At 61.2% G+C, this 17,531-nt stretch carries 20 protein-coding genes; 2 read left to right on the top strand and 18 right to left on the bottom strand.

Annotated features, from left to right (window positions below; genetic code table 11):
• Nucleotides 1–51 precede the first annotated feature (51 nt).
• The 6 genes from BFP95_RS08520 to BFP95_RS08495 form a co-directional block, all read right to left on the bottom strand.
• Nucleotides 52–705 carry an HAD family hydrolase gene (locus tag BFP95_RS08520; RefSeq protein WP_065872614.1) on the bottom strand — a complete coding sequence of 218 codons (654 nt, stop codon included), beginning with the start codon at nucleotides 703–705 and terminating at the stop codon, nucleotides 52–54.
• 29 nt (nucleotides 706–734) lie between these two features.
• Nucleotides 735–1,724, bottom strand: a complete 990-nt coding sequence (locus BFP95_RS08515) for an ABC transporter ATP-binding protein (RefSeq protein WP_065872613.1) — start codon at nucleotides 1,722–1,724, stop codon at nucleotides 735–737.
• On the bottom strand, nucleotides 1,721–2,521 hold the full coding sequence (locus BFP95_RS08510) for an ABC transporter permease (RefSeq protein ID WP_049709163.1): 801 nt from the start codon (nucleotides 2,519–2,521) through the stop codon (nucleotides 1,721–1,723). The genes BFP95_RS08515 and BFP95_RS08510 overlap by 4 nt, the downstream gene beginning before the upstream one ends.
• A complete protein-coding gene (locus BFP95_RS08505; protein WP_065872611.1) occupies nucleotides 2,508–3,344 on the bottom strand; it encodes an ABC transporter permease in 837 nt (278 codons plus the stop codon). Before BFP95_RS08505 ends, BFP95_RS08510 begins: the two co-directional genes overlap by 14 nt.
• Nucleotides 3,341–4,147, bottom strand: coding sequence for an alkaline phosphatase family protein (locus BFP95_RS08500; protein ID WP_065872610.1), 807 nt, complete (start codon nucleotides 4,145–4,147; stop codon nucleotides 3,341–3,343). Before BFP95_RS08500 ends, BFP95_RS08505 begins: the two co-directional genes overlap by 4 nt.
• 179 nt (nucleotides 4,148–4,326) lie before the next feature.
• Nucleotides 4,327–5,403 carry an ABC transporter substrate-binding protein gene (locus tag BFP95_RS08495; protein WP_049709160.1) on the bottom strand — a complete coding sequence of 359 codons (1,077 nt, stop codon included), beginning with the start codon at nucleotides 5,401–5,403 and terminating at the stop codon, nucleotides 4,327–4,329.
• 347 nt (nucleotides 5,404–5,750) lie between these two features.
• Here BFP95_RS08495 and BFP95_RS08490 point away from each other — a divergent pair, with 347 nt between their 5' ends.
• Nucleotides 5,751–6,464, top strand: a complete 714-nt coding sequence (locus tag BFP95_RS08490) for a UTRA domain-containing protein (RefSeq protein WP_065872609.1) — start codon at nucleotides 5,751–5,753, stop codon at nucleotides 6,462–6,464.
• Nucleotides 6,465–6,618: 154 nt separating this feature from the next.
• On the opposite strand, the gene BFP95_RS08485 is transcribed toward BFP95_RS08490, so the two are convergent.
• The 9 genes from BFP95_RS08485 to soxR form a co-directional block, all read right to left on the bottom strand.
• A complete protein-coding gene (locus tag BFP95_RS08485) occupies nucleotides 6,619–7,578 on the bottom strand; it encodes a metal ABC transporter substrate-binding protein (protein WP_065872608.1) in 960 nt (319 codons plus the stop codon).
• On the bottom strand, nucleotides 7,578–8,477 hold the full coding sequence (locus tag BFP95_RS08480; RefSeq protein ID WP_049709157.1) for a metal ABC transporter permease: 900 nt from the start codon (nucleotides 8,475–8,477) through the stop codon (nucleotides 7,578–7,580). Before BFP95_RS08480 ends, BFP95_RS08485 begins: the two co-directional genes overlap by 1 nt.
• Complete coding sequence (locus BFP95_RS08475) at nucleotides 8,474–9,220, bottom strand: metal ABC transporter ATP-binding protein (protein WP_065909844.1); 747 nt, start codon at nucleotides 9,218–9,220, stop codon at nucleotides 8,474–8,476. Before BFP95_RS08475 ends, BFP95_RS08480 begins: the two co-directional genes overlap by 4 nt.
• A complete protein-coding gene (locus BFP95_RS08470) occupies nucleotides 9,217–10,149 on the bottom strand; it encodes a metal ABC transporter substrate-binding protein (protein WP_065909842.1) in 933 nt (310 codons plus the stop codon). The genes BFP95_RS08475 and BFP95_RS08470 overlap by 4 nt, the downstream gene beginning before the upstream one ends.
• Before the next feature lie 19 nt (nucleotides 10,150–10,168).
• Nucleotides 10,169–10,729, bottom strand: a complete 561-nt coding sequence (locus BFP95_RS08465; RefSeq protein WP_049709154.1) for a DUF6162 family protein — start codon at nucleotides 10,727–10,729, stop codon at nucleotides 10,169–10,171.
• A complete protein-coding gene (locus BFP95_RS08460; RefSeq protein WP_065872604.1) occupies nucleotides 10,726–11,055 on the bottom strand; it encodes a hypothetical protein in 330 nt (109 codons plus the stop codon). The genes BFP95_RS08465 and BFP95_RS08460 overlap by 4 nt, the downstream gene beginning before the upstream one ends.
• On the bottom strand, nucleotides 11,052–11,588 hold the full coding sequence (locus tag BFP95_RS08455) for a thiamine pyrophosphate-binding protein (RefSeq protein ID WP_065872603.1): 537 nt from the start codon (nucleotides 11,586–11,588) through the stop codon (nucleotides 11,052–11,054). The genes BFP95_RS08460 and BFP95_RS08455 overlap by 4 nt, the downstream gene beginning before the upstream one ends.
• Nucleotides 11,585–12,787 (bottom strand): PepSY-associated TM helix domain-containing protein, encoded by a 1,203-nt coding sequence (locus tag BFP95_RS08450; protein WP_065872602.1) that lies wholly within the window; start codon nucleotides 12,785–12,787, stop codon nucleotides 11,585–11,587. The genes BFP95_RS08455 and BFP95_RS08450 overlap by 4 nt, the downstream gene beginning before the upstream one ends.
• Before the next feature lie 197 nt (nucleotides 12,788–12,984).
• Complete coding sequence (soxR, locus tag BFP95_RS08445; RefSeq protein WP_065882524.1) at nucleotides 12,985–13,434, bottom strand: redox-sensitive transcriptional activator SoxR; 450 nt, start codon at nucleotides 13,432–13,434, stop codon at nucleotides 12,985–12,987.
• Nucleotides 13,435–13,535: 101 nt separating this feature from the next.
• Between soxR and BFP95_RS08440 the strand changes: the two genes are divergently transcribed.
• On the top strand, nucleotides 13,536–13,901 hold the full coding sequence (locus tag BFP95_RS08440) for an antibiotic biosynthesis monooxygenase (RefSeq protein WP_065872600.1): 366 nt from the start codon (nucleotides 13,536–13,538) through the stop codon (nucleotides 13,899–13,901).
• On the opposite strand, the gene BFP95_RS08435 is transcribed toward BFP95_RS08440, so the two are convergent.
• From BFP95_RS08435 to ssuD, 3 genes are all read right to left on the bottom strand, one after another.
• Nucleotides 13,890–14,993: a sigma-54 interaction domain-containing protein gene (locus tag BFP95_RS08435; RefSeq protein WP_049709147.1), complete on the bottom strand. Its 1,104-nt coding sequence runs from the start codon at nucleotides 14,991–14,993 to the stop codon at nucleotides 13,890–13,892. The genes BFP95_RS08440 and BFP95_RS08435 overlap by 12 nt on opposite strands.
• An 11-nt stretch (nucleotides 14,994–15,004) precedes the next feature.
• Nucleotides 15,005–16,192, bottom strand: a complete 1,188-nt coding sequence (locus BFP95_RS08430; RefSeq protein WP_065872599.1) for an acyl-CoA dehydrogenase family protein — start codon at nucleotides 16,190–16,192, stop codon at nucleotides 15,005–15,007.
• 184 nt (nucleotides 16,193–16,376) lie between these two features.
• Nucleotides 16,377–17,522, bottom strand: coding sequence for an FMNH2-dependent alkanesulfonate monooxygenase (ssuD, locus tag BFP95_RS08425; protein WP_065872598.1), 1,146 nt, complete (start codon nucleotides 17,520–17,522; stop codon nucleotides 16,377–16,379).
• Nucleotides 17,523–17,531: the final 9 nt, after the last annotated feature.

Genomic DNA, 17,531 nt, shown 5'->3' with positions numbered 1-17,531 from the left:
CCGCATTCGCGAGCAAGCCCGCTCCCACATTTGATCGCATTGAAGTCGGTTTCAGACCCAGTGATGGATCGGCCAGCCAGCCCTTTCGGCATGCTCGCGCAACACCGGATCCGGATTCACCACCTGCGGATGATCCACCTTCAGCAGCAACGGCAAATCATTGCGCGAGTCCGAATAGAAGTACGCGCCTTCCAGCGATTCGCCTTCCTGCTCAAGCCACTCCATCAACCGCGTGATCTTGCCTTCGCGATACGTCAGCACACCCATCGTCCGCCCGCTGTACACGCCATGGCTGACTTCAAGGTTGATGCCCAGCACTTGATCAATGCCGATCCGCGCCGCAATCGGCGTGACCAGATGCGTGCCCGATGCGGAGATCACCAGAATCCGGTCGCCGTTCGCACGGTGGCGGGCGATGGTCTTGGTGGCGTCGCTGTAGATCAACGGTTCGATCACGTCCTCGACCCATGGCTCGACCAGATGCTCGATTTCCTCCGGCGTGCGGCCGATCATCGGCTCCAGGCTGAAGTCCATGAAGTCTTCCATCAACAACTTGCCCTGGCTGTAGGCGTCCATCAGTTCATTGTTCTTGCGCATGAACGACTCAGGGTCGACCCAGCCCAGGCGGCCCATCTGTTCGCTCCACAGGGTGGCGCAGTCGCCATGGATCAACGTGTCGTCCAGATCAAAAATTACCAATGCCATCGGTCATGCTCTCTCAATAAAACGTTGCATCAGGCTACTTCACACAGGGCGCTTGGGTCGATGGTAAGTGCCAGGCGTTGCCCGTCAGGGTGCAGATCGTCGGCCGAGCGGTTGAGTACGTCCACCACCAATTCCACACCTCGTGCTTCGATGCGGTAGCGAATCACGTTGCCCAGCAGGCTATGGCTGCGCACCAGGGCATCCAGCTCGCCGGTGCGGCTGAGTTCGATGGCCTCCGGGCGAATCGCGATGCGGCTATTGAAAGGGCGTTGCAGCAGTTGCGCGGCCTTGTCGGCGTCCAGCAGGTTGTAGTTGCCGATGAAACCTGCGGCGAACACGTCGACGGGGGCTGTGTAGAGGGTTTCGGCATCGCCGCTCTGCACGATCTTGCCCTGGTTCATCAGGAAGATGCGGTCGGACATGGTCAGGGCTTCTTCCTGGTCATGGGTCACGAAGATGGTGGTCAACCCCAGCTCGCGCTGGATCTGGCGGATCTGTTCGCGCAGGTGCTTGCGAATCCGTGCGTCCAGCGCCGACAGCGGCTCATCCAGCAGCAGCAGGCGCGGGCGGGTAACCAGGGAACGCGCGAGCGCCACGCGCTGGCACTGGCCGCCGGACATCTGGTGCGGATAGCGGCCGGCGAGGTCCTTGAGTTCCACCAGTTGCAGCACTTCCTGCACGCGCTTGTGGCTGTCGTCGGCGTTGACCTTTTGCATGCGCAGGCCGAAGGCGACGTTTTGTTCCACGGTCATGTTGGGGAACAACGCATAGCTCTGGAACACCATGCCGATGTTTCGTTTCTGCGGGCTCAGCGGGACGATGTCCTGCCCATCCAGCAGAATTTTCCCACTGTCCACAGAGGTCAGCCCGGCGATGCAGCGCAGTAGGGTGGACTTGCCGCAACCGGACGGGCCGAGCAGGGTGACGAACTCACCCTTGGCGATCTCGCAGTTGATATCACTGAACACCGGGGTGCCGGCGTAGCTTTTTTGCAGGTGTTGGACGCTGACGAAGCTCATTGGCTTTTGTCCTTGTTCAAGATGTTGGCGGCCCAGGTCAGCACCAGCACAAAGAAGAAATAGGAAATCACAACGGCACTGGTGAAGTGGCCGCTGCTGTTGCGCATATTGTTCAGGTACACCTGCAGGGTTTCGTAGCGGGTGCCCACCAGGATGTTGGCAAACACGAACTCACCGAACAGGAACGAAAACGACAGCAACAGCGCGACCATCAGGCCTTTGCGCAAATTCGGCAGCACCACAAAGATCGCGGCCTGCCAGGTGCTGGCGCCGAGTAATTGTGAAGCGTCCATCAGGTCGCGCAGGTTGATGGCTTGCAAGTTGTTGGTGATCGCCCGGTACATGAACGGCAGGGCTACGGTGAAGTAGCAGCCGATCAGGATCCACGGCGTACCGACCATGGCCAGTGGCCCGGAGCCATAAAGTTGCAGCAAGCCCACCGACGACACCACCGGCGGCACCGCAAAGGGCAGCAGGATGAGGATGTTCATCAGCGCATCCAGCTTGGGGAAGTGGTAATGCACCACGAACAGCAGCGGCAGAATCAACACCACCGACAGGATCAGCGCCCCCACGCACACCAGCAGCGATTGCCCGAAGGCCATCAAGAAGCGCGGGTCGCTCCACAGCTGCACGTACCATTTCACGGTAAAACCGGCGGGCAGAATGGTTGCCGACCAACTGCTGGCAATGGAGTAGACAAAGGTGCCCACCAGCGGCAACACCAGGATCGCAAATAACAACCACACCACTACCCGATGGTAGAGGGAGGCCGGGCCGGCTTCAGCGCGAGACATGGTAGCTCCTCTTGAGCAGCAGTTGATGGACCACGGTGACCACGGTCATCAGCGCCACCAGCACCACGGCCAGGGCGCTGGCCATGTTCGGGTCGAGGGACACATCGCCGGACACCAGACCCGCGATGCGGATCGGCAGCACGTTGAAGTTGCCGGTAGTCAATGCGTAAACCGTGGCGTAGGCGCCCAAGGCATTCGCCAGCAGAATCACGAACGTACCGAGCAGGGCAGGGGTGAGCACCGGCAGGCCGATATGCCGCCAGAACTGCCAGCCATTCGCGCCGAGCAAGGCGGCCGACTCACGCCAGTCTTCGCGCAGCGCGTCGAAGGCCGGGTACAGCAGCAACACGCCGAGCGGAATCTGGAAGTAGGTATAGAGGATGATCAACCCGGTTTTGGAATACAGGTTGAAGTCCTGAATGATCCCCGCCTGCTTGAGCATGATGGTGATGCTGCCGTTGAAGCCCAGCAGGATGATGAACGCGAACGCCAGTGGCACGCCGGCGAAGTTGCTGGTCATGTTGGCGAAGGCGGTGACGAAATTGCGCAGCGGCGAATCCACCCGGCGCAACGAGTAGCTGCCCAGCGTGGCGATGATGATGCCGAAGATGCTGGAGTAGACGCTGATCTCCAGGCTGAACTGAATGGCTTGCAGGTAGAACTTCGAGCTGAAGATGCGTACGAAGTTTTCCAGGCCCCAGCCGGCTTCTTCAGTCTGCAGGCTGTTGATCAGTACCCAGACGAGCGGGGCAATCTCGAACACGATAAAGAACAGTGCGAAAGGCACCAGGCACAGCAGTGCCAGCCATTTGCCACGGGTCATTTCAACAGCTCCCGGCATACAGGTTTGTCGTGGGGCACGCCGAGCAGTTCGCAGACGGTGCCGCAGAGGTCTGTTTGTTTCGGCGTGGCAGTGGTGTCCAGGCTGAACGCATCGCCGAGCACAAACAGTGGTACTTCGCGTTCTTCGGGCAACAGGCCGTTATGGGAGCGGTCGTTGTTCATGCCGTGGTCGGCGGTCACCAGGACCTGGTAGCCAGCGTCGAGCCAGGCTTGCAGGTAATCAGCCAGGATGATGTCGGCCGAGCGTGCGCTGTTGCGGTATTGCGCGGTGTCGAGGCCGTGCTTGTGGCCGGCGTCGTCGATGTTCATCGGATGAACCACCAAAAAATTCGGCGTGTGTTTGAGGCGCAGGCTTTCGGCGTCGGCGAACAAGTGGGAATCCGGGTAGTGGTCATTCCAGTAGAAATGCCCGTGTTGTATCGCCAGCGCCTTGTCGTCGGTATGACGGTCGCGGGCGGCGATAAAGGGCGTGCGGTTATATAACTCGCTGACCCAGTGGTAGGCCGCCGCCGCAGTGGTAAGGCCTGCGTCGGTGGCGTAATGAAAAATGCTGCGCTGGTTGGACAGGCGCGAGACGTTGTTGTGGACGATACCGCTCTGGATCGGAGGCACGCCGGTGAGGATGCATTCATACAGCGGGCGGGACAGGGCGGGCAGTTCACATTCCAGCTTGTAGAGGGCTGCGCGTCCTGCGCCGACATAGGCCTGCAAGTGCCCCATGGCGTGCCGGGCAACCTCGAAGTTCAGGCCGTCGAGCACCACAAGGATGACATTGTGCTTCATGGGGGCTGGCGCTCCGCAACAGTAGGCTTGACTCAATTTCTCTGACACAACCGGGTCAAATTGTGGGAGCTGGCTTGCCTGCGATGGCGGTGCATGAGTCGACACAGAGGTTGAATGTCAGACCGCTATCGCAGGCAAGCCAGCTCCCACACTGACTGCATTTCAGGCCGGGAGCCTGATTACTTCATCTCTACGATGACCTGCTCGTTCCACAACTGAGGCAGCTTCTTGGAAGTCGCCTCCCAGGCATCGGCATCCTTGATCGGCTGCGGGTTGGCCTTGGTGTACTGCTCGCCCGGGATCAGGTTCTTGGCGATATCGGCCGGCAGTTTCAGGTCGGTTTCAGCGCGGATCGGACGTGCGTTGCCTTTCGCCAGGTTGAGCTGGCCGGCATCGCTGAAGATGTATTCGCGAGTCAGCTTGGCGGCGTTCGGGTGCTTGGCGTATTTGTTGATGATGGTGGTGTAGCCGGATTTAACCGAACCGTCCGATGGGATCAGCACTACATAGTCATCCGGGTTGGCCATCTTGGCCTTATAGCTCAGGCCGTTGAAGTCCCAGACGATACCCACTTCGACTTCGCCTTTTTCCATGGTGGCAATGGTCGGGTTAGAGAGGCCGAGACGACCTTGCTGGGCAATCTTGGTGAAGAATTGCAGGCCTGGCGCGATGTTCTTCTCGTCGCCTTTGTTGGCAATGGCGGCGGCGAGTACGGCGTTGGAGGCTTGGGCCGCGGTGCTCACGTCACCGACGGAGACCTTGTATTTGCCGGTCTGCAGGTCAGCCCAGCTGGTAGGCACCTCGGAACCGTGCAGCAGCTTTTTGTTGACGATAAACGCGATGGTGCCGGTGTAGGCCAATGCCCAGTGACCGTCTTTATCTTTCGCCCAATCCGGAATCTGGGCCCAGGTCGACGGTTTGTACGGCTGGGTGACTTCCTGCTTCACCGCAATCGGGCCGAAGGCTGCGCCCACGTCGCCGATATCGGCACTGGCGTTGTCTTTTTCGGCTTTGAACTTGGCGATTTCCTGGGCCGAGCTCATGTCGGTGTCGATGTGCTTGAGGCCGTAGGTCTTGGCCAGGTCTTCCCAGGTGCCTTTCCAGTTGGCCCAGTCATCGGGCATGCCGACGCTGTTGACGGCGCCTTCCGCTTTCGCGGCGGCTTCCAGAGTTTTTAGATCGGTATCAGCGGCCATGGCGGCGGTGCACATGGCAATGGTCGAGCCTAACAGTGATGCCAGGAAAAGCTGTTTCATCCGAAGCTCCTTTGGGCGTTTTCAACGCGGCGGTTTTTTCTACGGTGTTGTTGGTCTAGGTCAGAGCAATACCTGAGCCAATCTAGACGCGATGGATGACAGTTTCATGTCGATGTCGTTTTCAAAGCGCCGATGTCGCAGCGCGCAGGCTTAGCGTAGACCATGCCCAAGTGCCCGCTGCGGTTGGACTTGGCCGATGTATTGCAGGGTGTGCTGTGCGGGATCGACGCGGACTGTCATCTGTCGGTCATCTGTAATGCCTAGGCTGGCACGCAGCAGCGCAAGCCCAATTACGGAGCGGTTTGTGCACCTGATCGGTGCTGGTCTAGTCCAGATAGGTAACGTTGATGCGTGATGAGGCAATCAAGGCGGTGACATCCATCGGCCTGGCGCTGCAAGAGCAGATCGACCACGGCCTGCTGCCGCCTGCAAGCAAACTGCCCGCCGAACGCAAGCTCAGCGAGTTGTTTGGTACCACTCGGATTACCGTGCGGGAAGCCTTGTTACAACTGGAGGCCCAAGGGCAGATCTATCGCGAGGAACGTCGCGGCTGGTTTGTCTCGCCGCCACGGCTGGCCTACAACCTGATGCAGCGCAGCCACTTTCACGCCATGGTCGGTGACCAGGGGCGGGTGGCTTCCACTGAAGTGATCTCTGCACGGCTGCAACCGGCGTCGGCGGCGGTGTGTGCGTGGTTGCAGTTGCCGGCGTTGTCCCGCGTGATCCAGATCTGCCGGGGCCGGCGGATTGATGGGCGTTTGGTGTTGTATGTGGAGCACTACCTGAACCCGCAGTATTTTCCGGGCATTCTGGACTGCGACCTGAACCAGTCGATGACCGAGCTGTATGCGCGCAAGTACGACTTGCACTATGGGCGGGTGCGTTTCGAGATTGTGCCGACGTCATTGCCGGTAGAGGCTGCCGCTGCGTTGCGTGTGTCGGTGGGCAGCCCGGGCTTGCGGATAGCCCGGGTCAATTATGACCAGCACCAGAGGCTGATCGATTGCGACCTGGAGTTCTGGCGGCATGATGCCATCCATGTCGGCGTGGATGTGGTGTGACATTCAGGCGGGGACTGATTCAACTGACGCACAGCGATCTAAGTGTGGGAGCTGCGATAGCATCAACTTGACCTGTCTGGTGTACCGAGGCGCCTGCATCGCAGGCAAGCCAGCTCCCACATTTGAACCAAGCTCGACATGATGGATCGCTCACCTATGGCGTGAGTGCCTTGATCACCTGATCCACATTGGTCTCCAACTCCGTCACCGGCTCCGCACCGTCGACATTCAGTACCAACAATTTCGCTTCCCCCGCCGTCACAGCGGCCTTCACCGCTTCACTCGGCTGACGATGATGCAGCACCACCGCCACATCGTTGTCCTTCAACTCTGCGCTGAGTTTCTGCAACGCCTCAGGCGTCCAATCCGCGTCAGGCCGTGCATCGGTGCTGAGCACTTCCAGGTTCAAACTGCTGACCAGATACGCGAAGTGGTCGCTCAGGCTGACCACGCTGAGATTATCCGCCTTGGCCAGCCGCGCTTCGCTGGCGGCGCTCAGTTTGAGCAGGCGCTGCTTGAGGGCGGCAAGGTTGGCGTCGATCTTCGGCTTGGCGTCGGGGCTCAGGCGGCTCAGGTCCGCGGCCAATACATCGGCCATGCGTCCCATATTGTTACTCGACTGCCATGGCTGGCTGTTCAAGCCATCGGTGACGCCCGGCTGCACGGCGATGCCCGGCAAGCCGCCGTCCACCGGGCGTGCGGCGTCGACTTCGACGATGCGGATATTGCTGCGTCGCGCCACCGGGTACAGCGGGTCGTCGGCCCACAGCGAGCGCAGGCCAATAGTGGCGTCGGCGTCCAGCGCCAACGCGCTCAATGCCGGCGCGCCACGACCGGTGAAGTAGGACACCTGCCGCGAACCGGGCAGGTTGGCCGGGGCGGCGCGCTCCAACTGCACATCGGTGCCTTTGAGCAACACCTCGGCCAGGCCGTAGGTGATCGGCAGCGAGGCCAGGACCTTCACCGGTTTTACAGACTTGGCCTTGCTCAGTGCGGCGTGACCCAGGCCGGGATGGATTTTGAGGGTCTTGGGTTCTGCACCATCGACAGCCAGTGCCGAAGTGCTGATCAAACAAGCGATGGCCAGGGCCAATGGACGAAAGACAGGGCGCATTATCCAAGATTCCCTTTGAGGCTGGGCACTGTACCGCGCGCGATGGCGGCCAGGGCGAAGGCGATACCGGCAACCAGAATGATCGCGGCGCCGGATGGGATCGGCAGGTCGAAGATGATCGGCAGCAGGATCCCGCACAGTGTGCTGACGGTGGCAATCACCACCGAGACCCAGAAGAACCCCTTGAGCGACTGGCTCAACAGGCGCGCCGCTGCGGCCGGAATCACCAACAGCGCGCCTACCAGGATCGCGCCGATGACCTTGACCGCCGCGACGGTGATCAGTGTCACCAGAATCACAAACAAGTAATCCAGGGTCTTCACCGCCACCCCGCGCACTGCCGCCAGTTGCGGGTTAAAGCTGGCCAGCATGATGCGGTTGTACAGCGGCAAGGCCAGGGCCATCACCAACGAGCCGACAATCGCCAGCACCAGCAGGTCATTGCCATTGACCGTCAGCACCGAGCCAAACAGCACGTTCTCCAGAATATGCACGTTGATCTTGCCGGCGAGGATCAGCAACAGGCTCGCGCCCAATGCCAGTGACACCGACAGGAACACACCGATCAAGGTATCCGGCGCCAGGCCGGTGCGGTTGCGCAGGTAGTTGAGCAGGATGCCGAACAGCAGGCAGTAGCCGAACAGGCTGCCATAGGGCCCGGTGTAGGGTTCGCCCAGCAGAATACCCACGGCCACGCCGGTCAGCGCGGCATGGCCGACCGCTTCGGAGAAAAACGCAAAGCGCTTGACCACCACCAGCGTGCCCAAACCACCCAGCACCGGGCCGATCAGCAGACCGGCGAGCAGCGCGTTGACCACAAACCCATAGGCCAGCGCCTCCGGCAGATAACCGGAAGAGGCCCAGCCCTGGACCATCAAGCGAAAGGCTTCATAACTCATTGCGCCGGGCTCCGAGGGTGGGTGGAGAACAGGGTCAGCAGGCGATCCGGGGTCAGCGCCTCTTTCGGCGTGACGTCGAACAGCACGCGGCGGTTCAGGCCTGTGACGCGGTCGGCCAGGCGGCCCACGGCTTCCAGGTCATGCTCGATCCATAGCACGGTGATCCCTGCCAGGCGCCAGTCACTCAGCAGGCGTTCGAACACCTGGATTCCGGCTTCGTCGAGCGCCGACATCGGTTCATCCAGCACCAGCAGTTGCGGCGCCGGGATCAATCCCTGTGCCAACAACACGCGCTGGCGTTCACCGCCGGACAGGGCGCCCATGCGCCGCTTGCGTTTGTCCTGCATGCCAACGCGCTCGAGCGCATCACCTATCGCGCCGGCGTAATGTTTGGACAGGCCAAGAAACGCAGGGCGCCGCTGGCACATGGCGGCCATGAAATCATCAACGGTCATCGGCAATCCGCGGTCGAACTCCAGGGCCTGGGGCACATATCCGATGGTGCCGGGAGTGGTCGGCCAGTGCAGGCTCAACCGCCCCTGATGCGGCGTTTGCCCCAGCAAGGTCTTGATCAGCGAGCTTTTGCCACCGCCGTTGGGGCCGACCAGCGCGTGGATGCTGCCCGGTTGTACCTGGAAGCTCACGTCATCAAGGATCACGGTACGACCCAGGGTCAGCGACACCTTGTCGAACGCCAGCGTCGGGCCGACGCTAAGCGCATTCAGTTGCTGCGCCGCGGTCATGACCCGGACTCCTGAATTGCGCGGACCACGGTGTTGAGGTTGCCGGTCATTTCCACTTCGTACTTTTCAGCGCTGTATTCGCCGTAGGAAATGTGCGACAGCGGGTACAGCTTGACCCCGGACTCACGCTGGATGGTGTCGACGTAGGTGGACGGGAAGTCCATCTCCGAGAAGATTACCTTCACGTCCAGTGCGCGTAGTTCATCAATGGTTTTCTTCAACTGGCTGGGGCTTGGCTCAATGCCGTGGGCCGGTTCGACCACGGCGGTGACTTCCAGGCCGAATTCGCGCAGCAGGTAGTCGTAGGCCGCGTGCACGGTGGCCACGCGCAGGTCCGGGTTGGGCGCGCTGGTCAACTTGGCCAGGGCATCGGCGCGCATCTGGCGCAGGCGCTTGCCGTAGGCGCGGGCGTTCTGGGTGTAGGTCTTGGCGTTGTCCGGGTCGAGCTTGCCCAGTTCGCGGGCAATGTTGTTGACCTGGGCAATCGATGCGCTGATCGACAGGAAGGTGTGCGGGTTGACCACCTTGCCCGCACCGCGCGCGGCATTGCCGGTGGCGGCCAGCAGCGGCACATTGGCGTTGGCTTCGATCACCGGAATGTCCGGGCGCTCGCTGGTGGCGATCATGCGATCGGCGAAATCATCATGGCCGACGCCGTTGAGCACGATCACGTCCAGGGTGCCGATGCGCTTGATGTCCTCGGCGCGGGGCTCGTAGGCATGCGGGTTGAAGCCGGCCGGAATCAGCGGCACCACCTCGGCCTTGTCGCCGACGATATTGGCCACGTAGCTGTAATAAGGGTGAAGCGTGATGCCGATACGCAGGCGTTTAGCCGGCTCTGGGTTGGAGAGTGCATTGGCCAGGGGAGCGAGCATCAGGCTGAGCAGACCAACCAGCAACAGACGCAACAGGGGAGATGAAATAGACATGGGCAATCGGTCTTCTCGTTCAGTGACGGTGCTGGCGGGTGACGCCGGCATCGAATTGCGCGACCACCTGCTGCCAGCCGGCTGCGATCAGCGCCTGGTCAGTGAGGTCGGAAGGGGCGGCGAGGTTGGCTTGGCGATTGAGCCAGATATCCGGTTCGGCACCGTGCACGCGCATGAGCAGCGAGCCGCTGGTGCCGGGCACTTGGCTCAAGCCCAGGTAGGCCGAGGGTTCCAGCAACTGCCAGCGATGATCGCCACGGCTGACCGAGCTGGCGTCCTGGGCAAACGGCGCGAAGCCCTCTTCGGCCAGTTGCGCCGGGGTGGGCAGTGCACTTTGCTCCTGCTGCAACAGCTGGATCTCATCCAGGGTCACCCGCAGGTCGGCGTAGATGCCTTGCTCGGCGGCGCTCAGGTCGCGACGGGCGTCCAACTGGTGGCTGGGCACGGCCGCGACTTCCTGGGTTTCACCGTGCAAGGCCACCACCGTGCCGGCCACCGCAAGGATGATCAGGCACAACAGCAGCACGTAGAGGGTTTCGTGACCGGCCCCGGCGGGGCGTACAACCTGTGTGGTACTCATTGCGGCTGGATATCCGCTTGGTCGATTTCCACCACGTGGCCCGGGCCTGCATCAAACAGCACATAGAACTCGGCGGACGGCTTCTTGAAGGTCAGGGTCGAGTCTTCGCCAAGCTTGCCGGGCACCAGGATGGTTTCGTCATAGCCGATCACGTCCAGGGTCACGCCGGGCGCGCCGCTACCGTCAGAGAAACCGCCTTTGCACTGGATCTGTTCGCCGGGAATTTCCTTGCACTCGCACATTGGGTTGTGGGCCAGGGCGACGGTACTGAAACCGGCGCAAGCCAACAGGACGGCACAGGCGCGGGTCAGGCGCATCAAAGTCATGGTTTAACTCCTTGCTTGTTCAGCCAGGCAATGGTGGCAGGCGAGGCCTGGCTCAACGGGATGGAACCTTGGTGCATAGCGCCGTCCCAGCCTTCCATGGTGACCCACAGCTCGGCGTCGGCTGGTGTGCGTTCCGGGATCGGCAGGGCAGCGCCCATGCGGTACGGCGTACCGAAGAAGATCACCCCAGCGGCCCGCAGGCTGCGTGGCTTACCGATACGCAGGTAGGTGGCCTTCACCTGGTCGGCGCAGGTGGCGCACAGGGCAGCGTTGAAAAACTTCATCGGGCCGGCCGGGTCTGGGCGCGGTCCTTCATTACGGAATTCGGCGAGGGTCAGGCTCCAGGGCCCGACCTGCACTTCACCGGCCACACGCTCGCCGATGCCAGTGTCGCCGCGAAACAGCGCTGCATCGGCGAAGTACTTGGGCATGAAGCCCAGCGGCACAAGCAACAACAGCACATTGATGTGGAAGCGCCATTTCAGCCAGAAGGCCCGCAGCGGCGAAGGCTTTGCGGTAGCGACCTTGCTCATGATCGAGCCTCCGAGGTTTCAGCCTGCCTGGCCGGAATGGAAACAGGCTTGCGCTGGGTCTTGGCTTCGCGCTTGAGCGCATTGAGGGTGGCCAAAGCGGTGCGCTTGGTCCAGATCAGCAGGCCGCTCAACACCATCATGCTCATGACCAGGCCGAAGAATGCCCAGATCAGTTTGATCCACAGCCCGCCAAAGTCGCCGGTGTGCAGCGGGCGCATGGATTCGGTCACGAACTCCAGCTTTGAACGGTCGGACAGCAAGTGCGCCGCAGCGACTTCGCCGTCATACGGGTTGATTTGCGCGGTCTGGAACATCAGTGGGTACCAGCCTCGCCCGCCAATCTGCAGGTGGCTGTAGGCATTGAGCGGCAGGCTGATGAAACTCGGCTCCAGGCCAGGAATACGCTGGGTGGCGATCTTGATCGCCTCGTCTACCGGGATCATCGGCGCTGGCACGCCGGGTGCCGACATCGGCACTTTCTCCCGGGCAATCACTGGGATGACGGGTTCGGTGGAAATCGAAATCTGGTTGTCGCCCAGGATCGCCCGGATCAAGAACCAGATGCCGGTGATAGAAATCACTGCGATAAACCAGATTGACCAGATACCGCTCAAGCGGTGGAAATCACCCCAGAAGATCCGAGCGCCATGGCGTACACGCAGGGTCGGGCGCAGGAAACCCTTCCAGAACTTCTTGTACACCACCAGTCCGGTGACCAGCGACGCCAGCAGCGGGATGCCGAGCGCCGACACCAAATACCAGCCCCAGCTGTAGCCATTGGTAAACGGCACCAGCCACCAGCCGTGCAGGGCCCGTGTGAATTGCTGGAAGTTGAAGGACGGGCTGATGCCCTGGATCGCTCCGGTGTACGGGTTGACGTAAACCTCCACGGAACGCCCGTCGGGGTAGCTGAGGTCGACGCTGAGGGCGAAATGCGATTCATCAGGGCGGCTGATCGACTGGACGAATACCTGAGGTTCATCGCGCTTGATCGCGGCGATCACCTGGTTGTAACTCAGTGGCTCGGCCTCGTCGGACGGCTTGCTCGCACGGATGTCCGGGTTGGCCAGCCAGACGATCTCCTGGCTGACCACCGCCAGGGTGCCGGTGACGCAGACGATCAGTACAAAGAACCAGATGGGCAACGCCAGCCAGCTATGCACGAGAAACCAGAGTTTGGAGCGTGACTTCTTCGACATGTGAATGAGGGTCTTGATCGGAGGGGGGCAGTGAAGGCCCAGAAAAGGCCAGTCGTAGCTTTTGCTGACGCGACAGGCTGTATCTAAGTTAAGACGGATGAGAATGAGAAATCCCTAACCCAGATATGAAAGAAAATGTTTCAGGTTCACATTCAGCGCGTTCGAACACCTGCACCCACAGTGATTGGGGGGGCAGGTCAGGTTTCGGGTGTTGGCTCAAGTAATTGAGCTCCAGGCCCACGCTCACCCAACTGATCATCCTGATTACGCAACGGACACGCTTCCATCGACAGGCACCCACAGCCAATACAACCACTGAGCTTGTCCCGCAGCAGCATCAGCTTATTGATGCGCTCGTCCAGGTCCTCCCGCCACAGCGCCGACAACCGCTCCCAATCCTGAGCGTTGGGCGTGCGTCCATCCGGCAACGTTTGCAACGCGTCACCAATGGTTGCCAGCGGAATCCCCAGGCGCTGGGCGATCTTGATCACCACCACGCGGCGTAATACATCCCGTGGATAACGGCGTTGGTTGCCCGCGTTGCGATTGCTCTTGATCAGCCCCTTGGCCTCGTAGAAGTGCAGGGCCGTGACGGCCACACCGCTGCGTGCTGCCAATTGGCCGACAGTGAGTTCTTTTGTAATCATGCAAAAACCCCCAAACAGCGCTTGACCTTGACTTAACTAGAGGTTTTACCCTGCGTGGCATCGAATCACAAGATTCTGCCTACAGAGGAAGGGGAGTGTTCATGCAGGTAACAGAGAAGAATCGCAGTTTCACTCAGGTGATCGAGTTTCAGATCGAGCCCCAGCAACAACTCGCCCTGGTGGCGGCCTTGAGCACCCAGAGTGAGCGTCTGGCGCAGGGCCATGGCGGTTTTATCAACGCAAGTGTGCAGGTCAGCGATGACGGGCGGCGGGTGTTGAATTACCTGCAATGGCGCACGCGCGAAGACGGCGAGGCGGCCTTTAAGTGCTTTGAGCACGGTGAGGAAGATTTCTGGACGCTGATTCGCGCCCACCAGGCGACCGCCGTGACCTTTGGTTCGTTCCAGGTGCTGCGCAGTATTGAGCGCAGCCATGACAACGCGTTGCACTGCCGCCTAAATGGATAAGTGCAGCATGCGCTCGCCCTGCACGTTCTCGCCAGGGCGGCGCTTGTTGACCGCCAGCTCGCCGATCTTGATCAAGCGGGTGCGCGTAACGTTGCGGCTCAGGCCCAACAGATTGGCGGTGTGCACCTGGTTGTAATGGCTGAAGCGGTAAGCGGCGCGGAGCAGGGCGTCTTCAACCTTTTCATGCAGGGCCCCGGCCTGTTCCTCGAACAGTTTCTGGAAGGCGCGCGCCAGCAACGCTTCGGCGCTGTTGTCGGTGCCGTGTTGGCTGTCGTCCTGGCGCTCGATGCGCATGTTCGACAGGCGCAAATCGTCGCGTTCAATCAGACCGTTGCGGCAGATCAACAGGGTGTGGTGAATCACGTTTTCCAGCTCGCGGATATTGCCCGGCCAGCTGTAGCTTTTGAGTTTGTGCTCGGCTTCGCGGCTGATGGTGATCGGGCCATAGCCAAGGCGTTGGCTGTAGGCTTCGATGAAGTGCCGGGTCAGCGGCAGGATATCGCCAGGGCGGTCGCGCAGCGGGCTGAGTTCCAGGCTGACCACATCGAGACGGTAGTAGAGGTCTTCGCGGAAATGCCCGGCGTTGATGGCTTTTTCCAGTTGCACGTTGGTCGCGGCAAGCACCCGCACATCAATCGGAATGCTCTTGCGCGAACCCAGGCGAACCACCTCGCGCTCTTGTAGGACGCGCAGCAGCTTGACCTGGATCGCCATCGGCAAATCGCCGATCTCATCGAGGAACAAGGTGCCGCCGTCGGCCTCTTCAAACCAGCCGGCCTTGGCACTGAGGGCGCCGGTAAAGGCGCCTTTTTCATGGCCGAACAGTTCGGCTTCCACCAAAGATTCGGAGAACGCCCCGCAGTTCACCGCCACGAACGGCCGGTTACGCCGCGCACTGAGGTTATGGATATGGCGCGCCACCAGCTCTTTACCGGTGCCGGTCTCGCCGATGATCAGCACGCTGGCTTCGCTGGGCGCCACTTGCTGGATATGGTCGAGCAGCGCCTGGGATTTCGGGTCTTCGAAGACCTGTGCCGTGGCGCGGATCGACGTCGCAAGGGCGGGCGAGGGCGGTAAGGTCAAAAGCTGCATGGGCACCTCTCTTAGGAATAGAACGTCGGAATTGGCAGGGATTGGTTCAACGCCCAATCCCCCAGTTCATGGAGCTTGTAGTCCACCGGGTCGTGCAGGGTCTGCGTGCGCAAGTTGCGCCAGTGACGGTCCAGGCGCAGCGAAGCATGGGTGGAGCGCGCGCCGGTGACTTCGAACAGGCGGCTGCATAGCTCCAGGCCCTGGCGGGTCGCGGCCACTTTGGCGGTGGCGATGGCAATCGCCAATTGGCCGCGCTCGTGTTCGCTGAGGTTCGGCCCCTTGGCCCAGGCTCGATCGAGCAAGTCGGCGGCGCGTTCGACTAGAAGACGCACGCCTTCCAGCGCCACCCAGAACTCGCCGTAGTGATGCAGCACGTAAGGGTCTTGGCGAACATCTTCGGCGCTGGATTTATGCCACGAACGGGTTTCGGTAAGCGTGTAGTTGCGCGCCTCTTCAAAGGCGCCCTCGGCAATGCCGAGAAACATGTGCGTGAACGTCAGTTGGGCGATCAACGGGCGCAGGCAGGCGAAGGGCGTACTCAATGGGCCGGGATCGAGCAGCAGTTCCGATTCCTCGACGCGCACCCGTTCGAAGCTGGCGCTGCCGCTGTCGGTCTGGCGCTGGCCGATATTGTTCCAGTCGTTGTGCAACGTGATGCCGCTGCGACCACTGGGAATGGCAGCGATCAACAGCGTGCCGCCGGCGGTCTCATCCACCGCTGAGGCAATCAGCATTTCCGAGTCGCTGGCGCCGGAGCAGAAGCTCTTTTTGCCGGAGAACTCGCGCCAGCCGCCAAAGTCCTTGACCACCGTGCGCGTGTCCAGCGGGTTGAGGGCGTTGCCCCAGAACCAGTTTTTGCGTGCGGTCTGTTCGAACCAGGGTTGCCATTGCTCCGGGCGCGAAAACAGCCGCACCGTGGCGAGCATCAGGTGGTGAAAGCCAAAGACATGGGCGATGGAGCTGTCGACCTTGGCGAACTCGCGGACGATTCCAAGGGTGTCGCTCCAGCGTGCGCCGAGGCCGCCGTATTGGGTGGGAATGCTCAGGGCCAGCAGGCCGCTCTGGCGCAAGGCGTCGCGTTCGGCCTTGGGTGTGCCAGCACGCTCGTCACGTTCGACGGCGGTGAGAGCGAACTCGGCGGCCAGCAGTTTGGCGGTCTGCAGCGGTGAGGGCAGGACGCTGTGGGGTTTGGCTGTCACGCGGTGTTCCTCAATTAGGTCAAAGGCCAAGCGCTATCTGATGGGTGATGAACGTCAAATGTGGGAGCTGGCTTGCCTGCGATTGCATCACTGCGGTCCTACTGGCAGATCGCGTCGCCTGTATCGCGGGCAAGCCCGGCTCCCACAGAAAACCAGGCTCTACCTTCAGCAGATGTAAACGTCCTCAGGTCTTGTTAGTCGTTGGCAATACATCGTTGGCAATCATTTCGCCGAACGGGCCAGTGAGGTTGGTGATGCCACGTCCGGCCAGGCTGGCATAGGGTTCCGGCAGCAATGGAAACACCCGTTCAGCAAAGCGATAGGCTTCTTCCAGATGCGGGTAGCCGGAGAATATGAAGCTCTCGATGCCCAAATCCGCGTATTCCTTGATGCGCTCGGCCACTTGTTGCGGGTTGCCGACCAGCGCGGTACCGGCACCGCCGCGCACCAGGCCGACGCCTGCCCACAGGTTGGGGGCGATTTCCAGATTGTCGCGGCGCCCGTCGTGCAGGGCGGCCATGCGGCGCTGGCCCTCGGAGTCAAAGCGTGCGAAGGACTTTTGCGCGGTGGCGATGGTTTCGTCGCTGATGTGCTCGATCAACTTGTCGGCGGCTTTCCAGGCGTCCTCTTCGGTCTCGCGCACGATCACATGCAGGCGTATGCCGAACTTCACAGCGCGCCCGTGGCGCGCGGCACGTTCACGCACATCCGCGAGTTTTTCGGCGACGGCGGCAGGCGGTTCGCCCCAGGTCAGGTACACATCGACCTGCTTGGCGGCGAGATCGTGGGCGGCGTCGGAAGAACCACCGAAATACAGCGGCGGATAAGGCTTCTGCACGGGAGGGTAAAGCGCTTTGGCGTTCTGGACCCGCAGGTGTTTGCCTTCAAAATCTACCGACTCGCCCTGCAATACGCGGCGCCAGATCTGTAGGAATTCGTCGGAGACTTCGTAACGTTCGCTGTGATCGAGGAAACTGCCGTCGCCACGGTTTTCGTCAGGGTCGCCGCCGGTCACCACGTTGATCAGCAAGCGGCCGTTGGACAGACGATCAAGGGTCGCTGCCATGCGCGCCGAAACGGTCGGCGAGATAATCCCCGGACGAATCGCCACCAGGTAGCGCAGGCGTTCGGTCAGCGGCACCAGCGCCGAGGCGATGACCCAGGAGTCTTCGCACGAGCGTCCGGTAGGAATCAGCACGCCGTGGTAGCCGAGGCTGTCAGCCGCCTGGGCGACTTGTTTCAGGTAATTGAGGGTGACGGGCCGCGCACCTTGGGTAGTGCCCAGGTAATGACCGTCGCCGTGGGTGGGCAGGAACCAGAAAACATCCATGACAAATCC

This window comes from Pseudomonas sp. 58 R 12, assembly GCF_900005865.1.
GTDB classification, from domain to species: Bacteria; Pseudomonadota; Gammaproteobacteria; order Pseudomonadales; family Pseudomonadaceae; genus Aquipseudomonas; species Aquipseudomonas tritici.
The sequence above is the reverse complement of the archived record's forward strand: the minus strand, read 5'-3'. Positions and strand labels throughout refer to the sequence as shown.

Bases quoted from the DNA above. Each gene is read 5' to 3' on its own strand.
- BFP95_RS08510 (WP_049709163.1), bottom strand. From the start codon at position 2,521: ATGTCTCGCGCTGAAGCCGGCCCGGCCTCCCTCTACCATCGGGTAGTG.
- BFP95_RS08450 (WP_065872602.1), bottom strand. From the start codon at position 12,787: ATGTCGAAGAAGTCACGCTCCAAACTCTGGTTTCTCGTGCATAGCTGG.
- BFP95_RS08490 (WP_065872609.1), top strand. From the start codon at position 5,751: ATGCGTGATGAGGCAATCAAGGCGGTGACATCCATCGGCCTGGCGCTG.
- BFP95_RS08505 (WP_065872611.1), bottom strand. From the start codon at position 3,344: ATGACCCGTGGCAAATGGCTGGCACTGCTGTGCCTGGTGCCTTTCGCA.
- BFP95_RS08495 (WP_049709160.1), bottom strand. From the start codon at position 5,403: ATGAAACAGCTTTTCCTGGCATCACTGTTAGGCTCGACCATTGCCATG.
- BFP95_RS08460 (WP_065872604.1), bottom strand. From the start codon at position 11,055: ATGACTTTGATGCGCCTGACCCGCGCCTGTGCCGTCCTGTTGGCTTGC.
- BFP95_RS08480 (WP_049709157.1), bottom strand. From the start codon at position 8,477: ATGAGTTATGAAGCCTTTCGCTTGATGGTCCAGGGCTGGGCCTCTTCC.
- BFP95_RS08440 (WP_065872600.1), top strand. From the start codon at position 13,536: ATGCAGGTAACAGAGAAGAATCGCAGTTTCACTCAGGTGATCGAGTTT.
- BFP95_RS08515 (WP_065872613.1), bottom strand. From the start codon at position 1,724: ATGAGCTTCGTCAGCGTCCAACACCTGCAAAAAAGCTACGCCGGCACC.
- BFP95_RS08465 (WP_049709154.1), bottom strand. From the start codon at position 10,729: ATGAGTACCACACAGGTTGTACGCCCCGCCGGGGCCGGTCACGAAACC.
- BFP95_RS08435 (WP_049709147.1), bottom strand. From the start codon at position 14,993: ATGCAGCTTTTGACCTTACCGCCCTCGCCCGCCCTTGCGACGTCGATC.
- BFP95_RS08470 (WP_065909842.1), bottom strand. From the start codon at position 10,149: ATGTCTATTTCATCTCCCCTGTTGCGTCTGTTGCTGGTTGGTCTGCTC.
- BFP95_RS08475 (WP_065909844.1), bottom strand. From the start codon at position 9,220: ATGACCGCGGCGCAGCAACTGAATGCGCTTAGCGTCGGCCCGACGCTG.
- BFP95_RS08520 (WP_065872614.1), bottom strand. From the start codon at position 705: ATGGCATTGGTAATTTTTGATCTGGACGACACGTTGATCCATGGCGAC.
- BFP95_RS08485 (WP_065872608.1), bottom strand. From the start codon at position 7,578: ATGCGCCCTGTCTTTCGTCCATTGGCCCTGGCCATCGCTTGTTTGATC.
- BFP95_RS08500 (WP_065872610.1), bottom strand. From the start codon at position 4,147: ATGAAGCACAATGTCATCCTTGTGGTGCTCGACGGCCTGAACTTCGAG.
- BFP95_RS08455 (WP_065872603.1), bottom strand. From the start codon at position 11,588: ATGAGCAAGGTCGCTACCGCAAAGCCTTCGCCGCTGCGGGCCTTCTGG.
- ssuD (WP_065872598.1), bottom strand. From the start codon at position 17,522: ATGGATGTTTTCTGGTTCCTGCCCACCCACGGCGACGGTCATTACCTG.
- soxR (WP_065882524.1), bottom strand. From the start codon at position 13,434: ATGATTACAAAAGAACTCACTGTCGGCCAATTGGCAGCACGCAGCGGT.